This window comes from Fodinibius salsisoli (assembly GCF_026229185.1).
Taxonomy (GTDB): Bacteria; Bacteroidota; Rhodothermia; order Balneolales; family Balneolaceae; genus Fodinibius; species Fodinibius salsisoli.
Window position 1 is genome coordinate 1 of sequence record NZ_JAGGJA010000024.1, and the last position, 12,496, is coordinate 12,496.

The 12,496-nt window shown below is 45.0% G+C and carries 10 protein-coding genes; 8 read left to right on the top strand and 2 right to left on the bottom strand.

Annotated elements, in window-relative coordinates; genetic code table 11:
- Positions 1-259: 259 nt before the first annotated feature.
- Positions 260-886: an ABC transporter ATP-binding protein gene (locus J6I44_RS19875; RefSeq protein WP_265768021.1), complete on the bottom strand. Its 627-nt coding sequence runs from the start codon at positions 884-886 to the stop codon at positions 260-262.
- A 312-nt stretch (positions 887-1,198) separates the two neighbouring features.
- Here J6I44_RS19875 and J6I44_RS19880 point away from each other — a divergent pair, with 312 nt between their 5' ends.
- Both J6I44_RS19880 and J6I44_RS19885 read left to right on the top strand, forming a co-directional pair.
- The gene (locus J6I44_RS19880; RefSeq protein WP_265768022.1) at positions 1,199-2,824 is read left to right on the top strand and encodes a DUF8457 domain-containing protein; all 1,626 of its coding nucleotides are present in this window, start codon (positions 1,199-1,201) and stop codon (positions 2,822-2,824) included.
- Positions 2,825-2,837: 13 nt separating this feature from the next.
- Positions 2,838-4,388, top strand: coding sequence for an acyl-CoA carboxylase subunit beta (locus tag J6I44_RS19885; protein WP_265768023.1), 1,551 nt, complete (start codon positions 2,838-2,840; stop codon positions 4,386-4,388).
- Between the two features lie 74 nt (positions 4,389-4,462).
- Here the strand turns inward: J6I44_RS19885 and cobA are convergent, their stop codons facing one another.
- The gene (cobA, locus tag J6I44_RS19890) at positions 4,463-5,236 is read right to left on the bottom strand and encodes a uroporphyrinogen-III C-methyltransferase (RefSeq protein WP_265768024.1); all 774 of its coding nucleotides are present in this window, start codon (positions 5,234-5,236) and stop codon (positions 4,463-4,465) included.
- A gap of 246 nt (positions 5,237-5,482) precedes the next feature.
- Between cobA and nirB the strand changes: the two genes are divergently transcribed.
- The 6 genes from nirB (at position 5,483) to J6I44_RS19920 (ending at position 12,482) form a co-directional block, all read left to right on the top strand.
- On the top strand, positions 5,483-8,011 hold the full coding sequence (nirB, locus tag J6I44_RS19895) for a nitrite reductase large subunit NirB (protein ID WP_265768025.1): 2,529 nt from the start codon (positions 5,483-5,485) through the stop codon (positions 8,009-8,011).
- 96 nt (positions 8,012-8,107) lie between these two features.
- Positions 8,108-8,455, top strand: coding sequence for a nitrite reductase small subunit NirD (nirD, locus tag J6I44_RS19900; RefSeq protein WP_265768026.1), 348 nt, complete (start codon positions 8,108-8,110; stop codon positions 8,453-8,455).
- A gap of 150 nt (positions 8,456-8,605) precedes the next feature.
- Positions 8,606-9,559: a bifunctional molybdenum cofactor biosynthesis protein MoaC/MoaB gene (gene moaCB / locus J6I44_RS19905; RefSeq protein WP_265768027.1), complete on the top strand. Its 954-nt coding sequence runs from the start codon at positions 8,606-8,608 to the stop codon at positions 9,557-9,559.
- 42 nt (positions 9,560-9,601) lie between these two features.
- Positions 9,602-10,906, top strand: coding sequence for an alginate export family protein (locus J6I44_RS19910; RefSeq protein ID WP_265768028.1), 1,305 nt, complete (start codon positions 9,602-9,604; stop codon positions 10,904-10,906).
- A gap of 39 nt (positions 10,907-10,945) precedes the next feature.
- A complete protein-coding gene (locus J6I44_RS19915) occupies positions 10,946-12,304 on the top strand; it encodes a NarK family nitrate/nitrite MFS transporter (protein WP_265768029.1) in 1,359 nt (452 codons plus the stop codon).
- Between the two features lie 37 nt (positions 12,305-12,341).
- Entirely contained in the window at positions 12,342-12,482 is a 141-nt protein-coding gene (locus tag J6I44_RS19920) for a hypothetical protein (protein WP_265768030.1), read from the top strand.
- The last annotated feature ends 14 nt before the right edge of the window (positions 12,483-12,496 follow it).

Sequence of the window (12,496 nt, forward strand, 5' to 3'; positions counted from 1 at the left end):
GCTACTACCGGGAGGGAGCCTCCAATGGCGGCCGGGAGTTTGTGACGGGGGGCGGCTCGCTGCGCTACGGGGCGCTGCAGGTGAATGCGAGCCTGGCGATCCCGCAGGGGCCCACGGCCACCGACAACATCACCCGCCTCGGACTGCTTATTAGTTTTTAGCCGAGGTATGAGACTATCCTAGAGAGGACGAACCTGGTTAAAGGGTAGTCCCCCAAAATCAGGCTTACAGAATATATTTGTTATTGAAGCAGTAATACCTATAGAAATGCTTGGGTTTCAATGGAATAGACTTTTTGGCAAAGATTCAGCTCTTGGTTATTATTTGAAGCTAAGATCAGTAGTTTATTATCACCGGAAAACTGTAATGCTATTTCTTTAACAAGTTGTTCACCTGACTTATCTAAATTAGAGCCCGGTTCATCAAGTAACAGAATATTGGGCTGATGGAATAGAGCAGCAGCTAAACGCAGCCGTTGGCGTTGTCCGGTAGATATTTTACCAAAAGGCTGATCAACAACTCCTCCAAGCCCAACCTTTTGCAACCATTCTTCAATGTTACTACCGTAATCCTGTAGCCTAACGTTTGCTAAAAAGGAAAGGTTTTCGAGGCAGCTTAATTCATCATAGAGGTTAATGTAGGGAGCAGCATAGCCCAATCGTTGTTGTATTGCTCCGGATGAAAGTACTTCTGATTGTTCTTTCCATGTTATAGTCCCATTCGTGGGAGGTAGCAGTCCCCCGATGCATTGTAGAAGGGTTGATTTGCCCGAGCCATTGGACCCGGCAATCCCAAGGGGGCCTTGAGAGTGGGTGAGGTCCAAATGCTCAAAAACGGTGTTCGGGCCAAAAGACTTTTTTAAATCTGTGAGCTGTAAAGTAATCATAGCCAAAGGTAAAAAGTGATAAGCAATTGCCCAACGAATTATTAGCGATCATTATAGGAGGCCTTTTGGAAAACTATCACATCTCCGAAAATGATTGGGGTAGGCTTTGTCATTCTGAACTAAATTCAGGATGATAAGCCCGATTTTCCAAAGGCCTCTTATAACAAGAAAAGTAGAAAATTATTAATCAATCATTTCGTTGTAAGGGTCCACACAGTAAATCAATATTTCATAAGGATGGCAGTATTTAACATATTTAAGCGTTCTTTTTGTTGTATTGCCACTTGTTAGACAATATATTTCCCACAAAAAATGATGAATCAAACTGTTCAGCAGACGACCCAAAAACTAATCGACCTACTGCCGGAAAACGAAGAGCATTACCGGGTAGATGAACTACGATCCTGGGGGATCCCGCCATTTATTGTACGCCGTATCCAGGTAGAATTGGAGCGGAACCTTGCAGAATCAATGGTTTTGCCAACGACAGATTGGGCTAATTTACAGTCTGTGGCCGTGCAGAATGCATGGGATCAGTTTGTGCAGGCTATTCGGGATGAAGCCCGTCTGCCAGCCAGTTATGCTAAAGCGGTATTTGAGACAGCGGTTACCGATGTGCTGGATATGATGACAGAACCTCGAAAAAATATTCCGGACGTTATTTTCGGTAGTAACGATGAGCTTGATTATGAGACGTTACAAAAACGTGCAAAGGCCGTAGTCGTTTATCAACATTTTGCGACACTTCTGCAGCGATATATGCAAAAAAAGCAGCTTGAGGTACTGTCCAGAGAGCGTTGCGAAAAGATTATCCGTAAGGCGGATGAGCGACTGGCTGCTAACTATTCGCCCTTAAATTGGGCACAGATGCTCGATCCTTTGTTTAACCTGTTGGATGATCAAATTGATCCAACGCTGCTTCGATTATTTTTTGAGGATAAGGGGCGAGACCAAATTGCGGATATTTTTGATCGTCGGGATGATAAACTCGATCGGGCAGAATTTATCGAAATATTGTCTGCTCCGGATTTTACAAATACCGAGTCCGCAGTTCTTGAAGATTCTGACCCTGCTGGGGAAGAACCGGAAAAAGAAGAAGCTCCAGAAGCAGAAACTCCGCCCCAATTGGATGAAGTTCAGGAGGTGCCAACCTCCGTAGAGCCAGCTGAGGAACAGCCTCCTGTGGAAAAAGAATTTGAGTTTAAAGAAAAGCAGCAAGAGGATAAGACAGGTGAAGATGTAGAAGATGATTCTGAGGATTTGTCTCTAAACACCAATTTTTCAGAATGGGAGACGATTCAGGAAACACCCGCCAACGGCAGCGATGAAAACGATGATTCAATTTCGGCGCTCTTCAGTGATCCGGAAGAACAAGAAGGGTTAGGTACCCTGGAAGGCGCTGATGAATCCCAGGCCGAAGCAGATGAACAACAAGAAATAGAATCGGATGATCAAGAAGAGGAGTCGGAACCTCTGGCCAAGCCAGAGGAAGAAGAGGATCCCATTTGGATGCGATTCATGAGTGAGGAAGAAAAAACGGTCTTGGCAGAAGAAGAGTCAGCAGAGGATTCCCCCATCAGCTTTGGAGAGCAGCTTACCGAAGATAATGCCAACGATTTTGATAAACAGGAAGAAGAGCCTATAATTGATTCCACCGAGCATAAGGATGAAGATTTGGGGAAGGAAAAAGAAGTTGAGCGACTTGAGAAGCAGCTCGCTGATCGGCATGATCATTTTGTAGAGGCTATTTTTGATGGCTCTGAACAAGCCTACGAAGAAGCTCTTCAAAATATTGTTTCATTTGAAAACTGGAGACAAGCCAGCAAATACATCCAGAAACAGGTTTTTAGCCGAAATATGGTGGACCTTTATTCTGAGCCAGCTGTGGCATTTACAGATCGGCTGCAGAATTATTTTTTAGCAAAAGAAAACAAATGAAAGAAATAACTTAATGGCTTCAAAGGAGAAGGTAGAACGGTTACGAAAAAAACGCGAAGATGCTAAAAAGGGTGGGGGAGAAGATCGTATTCAAAGGCAGCATGAAAAGGGTAAATTGACTGCCCGTGAACGTCTTGATCTGTTACTGGATGATGGGACGTTTGAGGAAATTGATCCCTTCGTTACGCACCGTAGTCAAAAATTCGGGCTCGATGAAAGGAAAATAGCCGGTGATGGTGTGGTAACTGGTTTTGGGAAAATTCATGGCCGCCCCATTTATGTCTTCAGCCAGGATTTTACCGTTTTTGGAGGCTCTCTATCGGAGACCCATGCCGAAAAGATCTGTAAGATTATGGATATGGCCATGAAAAATGGGGTGCCCGTCATTGGACTTAATGACTCAGGTGGCGCTCGAATACAGGAAGGAGTTTCATCATTGGGAGGTTATGCAGAGGTTTTTTGGCGAAATAGCATGGCCTCGGGTGTAGTACCCCAACTATCTGCAGTCATGGGTCCGTGTGCAGGTGGGGCCGTTTACAGTCCCGCGTTAACGGACTTTGTTTTTATGGTTAAGAACACCAGCTATATGTTTGTAACGGGCCCGGATGTAGTGAAGACCGTGACCCACGAAGAGGTAACCTCAGAAGAGCTTGGAGGCGCCAGTGCTCATGGCACAAAGTCCGGGGTGGCTCACTTTGCTGAGGAAAATGATGCTTTGTGTCTCCGTGAAATGCGTAAACTGTTAACCTATATTCCACAAAACTGTGAAGAAAAGCCTCCCCGGGAAGAGCCCAAGGCCCCCGACACAAGCAAGGCTCAAAAACTGGATGGTTTAGTGCCCGACAATCCCAATAAACCCTATGATATCAAAGAGGTAATCGGTGGTATCGTGGATAAGGGTTCTTTTCTGGAAGTTCATGAGTACTATGCAGATAACATTGTTGTTGGGTTTGCGCGTATCGATGGACGAAGCGTTGGGATTGTCGCCAATCAACCCCTTTCTTTAGCCGGAGTCTTAGATATTGATGCTTCGCTGAAAGGAGCCCGGTTTGTTCGTTTCTGTGATGCTTTTAATATTCCATTGGTTACCTTTGAGGATGTCCCTGGATTTCTGCCGGGTACCGACCAGGAGTGGGGTGGAATTATCAAGCACGGGGCCAAGTTATTGTATGCGTTTTGTGAGGCGACCGTGCCTAAAATGACCGTCATCACCCGCAAGGCCTACGGTGGCGCTTATGATGTGATGAACTCCAAACATATCCGTGCAGATTACAACGTCGCTTGGCCCACAGCAGAGATTGCCGTTATGGGTCCAAAGGGAGCCGTTGAAATTATCTTCCGTAAAGAGATTGCCGAAGCGGATGATCCGGAAGCCAAAGAACAGGAACTAATCGACTATTATAAAGAAGAATTTGCCCATCCCTATAAGGCTGCGGAACGCGGATTTATTGATAATGTTATTATGCCGGGCGAAACGCGTGAAAAACTCATTAATGCCCTCGAAATTACCGAAAATAAAGTAGACCAAATTCCTCAGAAAAAACATGATAACCTTCCCTTATAGAAGGTTAGAAGTTAGAAATCGGACGTTGGAAATTAGATTTAACTTCCAGCATCCATCCTCGTTGATCTTGTGCCTTATTCCATAACCGCTTCAGTAGTCCCGGATTTTCGACTTACCCACGTTGCATACTCCGGATGCAGTTGTACCACATCACCGATCAGGATTAATGCCGGATTGGTGAGGTTCTTCTTCTCCACCTCATTTGTGATGCTTGCAATGGTGCCCAAGGCAATTTTTTCTTCCGGCAGTGATCCCCGTTGAATGACAGCTATGGGCGTGGTGCTCCTGCCGTAGCGCTTAAAAATATTAACAATTTTAGGCAAATTCCTCATTCCCATTAAAATGGCAATGGTGGCAGTTGTTTGGGCAGCCAGCTCAATATCCTCCGAAACCCCGCCATTTCTCGTTACTCCTGTTGTAACCCAAAAGCTTTCATTGATTCCCCGCTTCGTAAGAGGGATGGTCTGTAGCTCACCAATAGAGGTACAACTTGAAATGCCGGGTATGACTTCTACGGGTATATCATGAGCTCGGGCATGGGTTAGTTCTTCATGCCCACGACCAAAGACAAAGGGATCTCCCCCTTTCAGGCGAACAATATAGTTGCCTTCGCGCGCTTTTTGTACGATAAGATCGTTGATAGATTGCTGACTATTCTGACAGGACCCTGCCTTTTTACCCACATATATTTTTTCGGCATCAGCCGGAGCATAATCGAGTAGGTCTGGGTGGGAAAGAGTATCATATAATACCACTTCAGCTTTCTCTAAGGCTTTAACTCCTTTTACGATAATAAGATCTGGGTCGCCAGGTCCTGCTCCTAATAAAATTAGATAACAATTTTCCATTTGTTAAAACTATTTATTCTTCTTGTAATTTTGGCACACCTATACAATGATTAACATCTTTTAAAATTTTTTGTTGACAAAACTCCACAAGTGTTTTATTCTTAAAGGCGAAAAGTTATTTATGCATAAATTAATTATGATTATTAAAAAATAAAACTTAAATAATTCATAAAAAATTCGCTGTTTTAAGAGCTTATTTGTAAAGCGCAGTTAAAATATTGAAAAGAATCCTCTTTTGGTCGGATTATGAATAGTCGTAAACAAACACATATCGTCGTCGTTGGAAATGGAATGGTCGGTTATAAGTTTTGTGAAAAACTGATCGATAAAGAAGAAACTCAAAATTTCAAGGTTACTGTTTTTGGAGAAGAGCCTCGACCAGCCTATGATCGGGTTCAGTTGAGTTCCTACTTTGCGGATGCTGATGAGAAAGATTTGCAGCTGGCTCCACCCGAATGGTATGCCGAGCAGGGCATTGAACTGTTTACTGGCGAGTTAATTGTCGACCTGGATCGGGAAAATAAAACCATCACTTCTCAAAAAGGCCGTACCGTTTCCTATGATAAGCTTGTGCTGGCAACGGGATCGAGTGCTTTTGTTCCGCCTATAGATGGTGTGGAAAAAGATGGCGTCTTTGTATATCGGACGATAGAAGATCTGGAGGCCATTACAAGCTATGCCTCAGGTGCTCGAAAAGCGGCTGTTATCGGTGGTGGTTTGTTGGGCCTTGAAGCGGCTAAGTCAGCAATGGATCTTGGGCTGGAAACAAGTGTGATCGAATTTGCAACTCGACTGATGCCGAAACAGCTTGATGATATTGGTGCACAAGCGCTTAAGGCAGCACTCGAAGAGCTGGATCTGGAGATATTATTAAATAAAAATACGACGCAGATCGGCGGAAATAGCGTACCCGAATACCTCAACTTTGCAGATGGAGATCGCCTGGATGCTGACATGGTGATTGTCTCTGCGGGTATTCGTCCCCGGGATGAATTAGCCAAGAAAACTGACTTAGGTGTTGGAGAGCGAGGGGGCATCATTGTTAATGATCGTATGGAGACCAACGATCCGGATATTTATGCCATTGGCGAGTCGGCCCTGCACAAGGGGATGATCTATGGATTAGTGGCCCCGGGCTATGAGATGGCTGATGTGCTGGTTGAGAATCTGACCGGAGGAGATGCCGCATTTACTGAATTTGATATGTCTACCAAGCTTAAGCTGGTTGGCGTCGATGTAGCCAGCTTTGGTGATGCCTTTGGAGAAACCGAAGAGAACAGCAAAAAGGTCATCATCGACAATAAGGCGAAAGGGGTGTATAAGCGCATTAATGTATCTGAAGATGGCGATCGCCTGTTGGGTGGTATGCTTGTGGGCGATGCAGATGACTACAATATGTTGCTTCAGATTGCCCAGAATGGTTTTTCACTTCCCCCGGATCCGGTGGATCTCATTATTGGAGATCGAGATGAAGAATCCGGGGCCGGACAAAAGGTGTATGACTTCCCGGATGATTCCATTATTTGTTCGTGCGAGAGTGTAACCAAAGGGGATATCTGTTTGGTTATTGAGGATGAAGGCAAGGAAGATATTGACAGTATTAAAAAATGCACGAAAGCCGGGACGGGCTGCAGTGGTTGTGTGCCGATGCTGGATGACCTGCTTACTCAGTCGATGGAAGCCCGCGGAAAAGAAGTCCGCAAGGTCATATGCGAGCATTTCGACTATACCCGCCAAGAGCTATTTGATATTATCAAAGTAAGAGAACTGCATACCTTTGATGAGCTGTTGGATGAGGTAGGCAAGGGCCATGGATGCGAAAAATGTAAGCCTGCAGTGGCCTCATTATTGGCAAGCGCCTTCAATGAACATGTACTTGAAGATCGGGACACCATCCAGGATACCAATGATCGCTTTTTGGCTAATATTCAGCGTGGTGGAACTTATTCTGTAATACCGCGTGTGCCCGGCGGAGAAATTACGCCCGATAAGTTAATTACTATCGGCGAAGTGGCTAAGAAATACGGATTGTATACCAAGGTTACCGGTGGACAGCGTATCAATATGATGGGTGCGCGTGTGGATCAGTTGCCCGATATCTGGGAAGAACTGATTGAGGCAGGTTTCGAAAGCGGGCACGCTTACGGAAAGGCTCTGCGAACCGTTAAAAGTTGTGTGGGATCCGTATGGTGTCGTTACGGTCTGCACGAATCCGTTTCTTTTGCCATTGAAATTGAGGAACGATATCGCGGGCTGCGAGCCCCTCATAAACTAAAGGGGGGAGTATCCGGATGTGTGAGAGAATGTGCTGAAGCCCAGGCCAAAGATTTCGGTATTATCGCTACCGAAGAGGGGTGGAATCTGTATGTATGCGGTAATGGCGGGACCAATCCACAGCACGCCAAATTGCTGGCCACCGATCTCGATGAAAAAACATTAGTAAAGTATTTAGATCGTTTCCTGATGTTTTATATCAAAACGGCCGAACACCTAAACCGGACTTCTACGTGGCTGAATAAAATGGAAGGCGGACTCGATTATCTGAAAAAAGTGGTTGTTGAAGATTCTCTGGGTATCGGTGAAGAGCTCGAACAAGAGATGCAGCAGCTGATCAACGTCTATGCCTGTGAGTGGAAAGAAGTAGTGAATAATCCCGAACTGAGAAAACGCTTCCAACACTTTGTCAACTCCGAAGACGTCGATCCAAGCGTTAAGTTTAAGGATTATCGCAAGCAGTCTGTGCCTGCGGCTCAAGGTTGGAAAGATGAAGGATAGTCGAACCCAAATATCTTTATAGATCCCTGATTTTGATTCTTAGTCCCTATTTACATCCAAATCACAATTTTTAAAGTAGTTTTTCGAAGGAATCCCATGGAAGCAGAACAAGAAGTAAAAAACTGGTTTAAAGCTGCTAAAGTAGAAGATTTTCCCAAAAATGGAGGAGCTTGTATCAAATACAAGGATAAACAGATTGCTGTATTCAACTTTACGCGGCGCAACGAATGGTTTGCTTGCCAGAATATGTGTCCACATAAAAAAGAGATGGCTCTTGCCAGAGGGATGATAGGAGAATCCCAGGGAGAGCCTAAGGTAGCCTGTCCTTTCCATAAAAAAGCCTTTTCGCTTCAAACGGGCGAAAATATTGATGGAGAAGACTATGAGGTGGTAACCTATCCCGTTAAAATCGAAGGGGGTTATGTGTACGTCGGACTTTCATAAAATAAACTCCAAAGGATCAATCCTCCCTGCTTTCTATATCAGATCAGGCTGTGTCAAGCGTCCACGCTTGGAATAGCCATTCAGGGAAATTGAAAAAACGGTGTTTGAAATAATTCAGATACAAGTTTGAAAAGTTAATAACAAAGAACCATGAGAGATATATCTGGTAAATCAACCTCGCTCCGAACAGCAAAAGCAATGGCCCTGGTGCAATGTAGTGAGCAGGCACTGGAAAAAGTTAAAACTGATAACCTGCCCAAGGGAAATATGCTTGATGTGGGCCGTGCTTCCGGATTTTTAGGGGCCAAGAATACCCACATGCTAATTCCGCACTGCCATCCGGTTTCTATAGATGCGCTCGATATCAGTTATGAATTAATCGAGCCCGAACATAGCATTGAGGAGGTCGAAGGATTAAACGTGGATTATGGTATTGCCATCATTGCAGAAGGTAAATCCATTGATCGTACCGGGATAGAAATGGAGATTCTGACGGCCGTTTCTGTCACGGCGTTAACTATTTATGACCTGCTAAAACCCCTTGGCGACGAAGTGGAAATAAGTAATACAAAGTTGCTGAACAAAACGGGAGGTAAAAGCAACATGCGGGCCATGGTGGGTAGAGAAAACAAGTCGGCCGTATTGATCTGTTCAGATTCGGTTGCGGCAGGAAGAAAAGATGACCGGGCCGGCCCCATTATTCAGCATTTGTTGGAAGAGCAGGGTGGAAGTATTGTGGATTTTAAAGTGCTACCGGATACACCCGAAGCAGTTCAGGCTCAGCTCAAAGAGTGGGCCGGCCGGAATATCCCGTTCATATTTACCGTGGGAGGAACCGGGCTCGGAGCTACAGATACTGTTTGTGAAGCAGTACAAGAAGTTATTGAGCGAGAGACGCCAGGGGTAATTGATGCCATGGAGCTACATGGTTTGCAGCGAACCCCCCTTGCCATGATGTCGCGCCTGACGGCAGGGATATACAAAAAATCCCTCATTGTGACCCTGCCGGGCAGTTCAGATGGACTTCGCCAAAGCCTGGAAGGCATTCTTCCGGGGGTATTCTATGCGAAGAAAATGCTAAGAGCTGCACGAGTCAAAAGCTAATGTTGCTATTTCCCCATTATTCTCAACTTTATTTCTCTGGTTATGATCGTTAGATACCATTTTGACAAAGCCTTATTATTGTTTCTGGGATGGTTGCTGTTTCCGGCAATATCCGTGTTCGGCCAATTTACGCTGGAAGGGGAAGTACGCCCCAGAACCGAACTCCGCCACGGATACAAAACACTTCCATCCAGTGATGATGAGGCTGCTTTATTTACGGAGCAGCGATCCAGAATTAACCTTGGGTATAACAAGGAGGACTACGATATCGGATTGACTGTACAGGATGTCCGGATATGGGGGAATCAAAACCAATTGAATAAGTCGGATGGGTTGTTTTCGATTCACGAGGCCTGGGGGCAAATACATTTTAGTCCCATAGTCTCCCTAAAAGCTGGACGCCAAGAATTGGTATATGACGACCAGCGTATTTTGGGAAGTGTGGGGTGGACGGCCCAGGGGCGTAGCCACGATGCATTGTTATTGAAGATTAGCAAAAAGAATTGGGCTTTACACACCGGCTGGGCCTACAATCAGGATAATAATCCTCCGGAGCCCGCCAAATTGTTTGGTAGCTATTATGCTGGAGTACAAAATTATAAAACGCTGCAGTACACTTGGTTTAATCATCAGTCAAAGGCAGCGAACATTTCATTGTTAGCTCTGAATAATGGTGTTCAGTTACCAGACTCATCCACTAATTTTACCCAGACCGTTGGAGTAACCGGTAACTATAGTCTCGAAAATATAAATCTAAGTGGTTCACTGTACTATCAAACTGGCAGAGACCCGGCCAATATGGAAGTAGAGGCATGGCTGGCATCTTTGAACGCTACCTATAGTGGGTTTGAAAAACTGAAACTGACTGTTGGGGGAGATTATCTATCCGGTTCAAAAGTGGATGATGAGAAGAATCGGTCATTTAATCCCCTCTACGGCACCCATCATAAGTTTTATGGGTTCATGGATTATTTCTATGTGGGCAATGGCCACAGTCAGTCGGTAGGTACTAATACTAATGCGGCTGGGCTTGTTGATTTATACCTCAAGGCTTCAATGCAGTTTACTGATGCTTCGTCTTTGTTGCTGCACGCCCACGAATTTTTTGCACCTGTTGAAATCAGGAATCCAATAGATTTGTCTTCGGAGTTAAATTCCCGCCTTGGCACCGAAATAGATGTGGTTTTCAGCCATGCCATAACGGATGAAGTTTCTTTTAAAGCCGGTTATGCTCAGATGTTTGGGACCTCTTCGCTGAGCGCCTTAAAGGGAGGGAATCAAGATGAGTGGGCCAGCTGGGCCTGGCTGATGATTTCTTTTAATCCGGTCTTTTTTACCACAAAGTAACCTTGATAGATACCTAACAGATCACAAAAACCTAATCCCATGTCAACACAAAAAACGAATAAAGCTACGAAAATAAATCTGTTTAGTTTTGCGGCGCCGCATATGCGAACGTTTCATCTGAGCTGGATCTCATTTTTCCTCTGCTTTTTTGGATGGTTCGGCATTGCACCATTGATGGCGGTTGTTCGTGAAGAACTGAACCTTACGCAATCTCAAATTGGCAATACCATTATTGCTTCAGTAGCTATTACCGTGATTGCACGTATAGTCATCGGACGATTTTGTGATAAGTACGGCCCACGGTTAACGTATAGTACCCTTTTAATACTCGGATCGATTCCCGTCATTAGTATCGGTCTCAGTGACAGCTATGAGTCTTTCCTGATTCTCCGGCTGGTAATTGGGGTTATCGGGGCTTCCTTTGTTATCACCCAGTATCATACCTCCGTTATGTTTGCGGATAATGTGGTGGGAACAGCCAATGCAACGACGGCAGGATGGGGGAACATGGGTGGCGGGGCGACCCAGGTGATTATGCCGATGATCTTTTCAGGATTCGTTTTCCTGGGGCTTGAGGAATCTTCGGCCTGGAGATGGGCTATGGCCGTCCCCGGTGTGGCAATGATTGTGTTGGGAATACTCTACTACAAATATACGACTGACACCCCCGAAGGTAATTTTTCTGATTTAAAGGCCGATTCAATGGCCGAGCTTGAAGGTGATAACGAGGAAGAGTCTGAGGTATCAATGCTTGAGGTGATGAAGGACTACCGTGTTTGGAGTTTGTTTATCATTTATGGTGCCAGTTTTGGTATTGAGCTTACCATCAACAACATTGCCGCGATTTATTATTACGACTACTTTTCGCTGGATTTAAAAACGGCAGGCCTTATTGCCGGACTCTTCGGCTTGATGAATATTTTTGCCCGTTCAGTCGGTGGCTTCCTGGGAGACAAGTGCGGTATCAAATTTGGCCTGCGGGGGCGTGTGGTATTCCTTTTTATCATGCTCTTCCTGGAAGGGATCGCGCTGATGGTATTCTCAAGTATGTCGGTCCTTCCATTAGCCATTGGTACGATGATCCTGTTCAGTCTGTGTGTACAGATGGCGGAGGGGGCAACCTATTCCGTTGTTCCATTTATCAATAGAAAAGCAATTGGTGCAGTATCCGGTATTGTGGGAGCGGGTGGAAATGCCGGTGCTGTTATGGCTGGATTTTTATTCAAATACGAGTCCATACCCTACCCGCAAGCTCTTTTTATCATTGGTATTGTGGTTACCATTGTATCATTTGTTGCCTTTACCATACGGTTTTCAACCGCTGATGAGAAAGAGGCAGAAGAAGAGCTGGAAGAAGCCCTCGCCGAACCAGAGCTTGAGCCCGTATTAGCTGATTAAGAAGGCAGCACTGATATTCATTATAGCCAGAAAAAATATGGAATTTAAATTTGTTTCAATCCTCCTGGCCTCCTTCTCCAAGGAGGAACTCTTTACTCTTGATATCAATCGAGATGTAAATATGAAAGTTAAAATCCCTCTTGGAGAAGAGGGATACAGGGAGATTGACAAGAGGTAGCTAAAGAATTGTAA

Coding starts and splice junctions, on each gene's coding strand:
- J6I44_RS19875 (WP_265768021.1), bottom strand. CDS start 886: ATGATTACTTTACAGCTCACAGATTTAAAAAAGTCTTTTGGCCCGAAC.
- J6I44_RS19880 (WP_265768022.1), top strand. CDS start 1,199: ATGATGAATCAAACTGTTCAGCAGACGACCCAAAAACTAATCGACCTA.
- J6I44_RS19885 (WP_265768023.1), top strand. CDS start 2,838: ATGGCTTCAAAGGAGAAGGTAGAACGGTTACGAAAAAAACGCGAAGAT.
- cobA (WP_265768024.1), bottom strand. CDS start 5,236: ATGGAAAATTGTTATCTAATTTTATTAGGAGCAGGACCTGGCGACCCA.
- nirB (WP_265768025.1), top strand. CDS start 5,483: ATGAATAGTCGTAAACAAACACATATCGTCGTCGTTGGAAATGGAATG.
- nirD (WP_265768026.1), top strand. CDS start 8,108: ATGGAAGCAGAACAAGAAGTAAAAAACTGGTTTAAAGCTGCTAAAGTA.
- moaCB (WP_265768027.1), top strand. CDS start 8,606: ATGAGAGATATATCTGGTAAATCAACCTCGCTCCGAACAGCAAAAGCA.
- J6I44_RS19910 (WP_265768028.1), top strand. CDS start 9,602: ATGATCGTTAGATACCATTTTGACAAAGCCTTATTATTGTTTCTGGGA.
- J6I44_RS19915 (WP_265768029.1), top strand. CDS start 10,946: ATGTCAACACAAAAAACGAATAAAGCTACGAAAATAAATCTGTTTAGT.
- J6I44_RS19920 (WP_265768030.1), top strand. CDS start 12,342: ATGGAATTTAAATTTGTTTCAATCCTCCTGGCCTCCTTCTCCAAGGAG.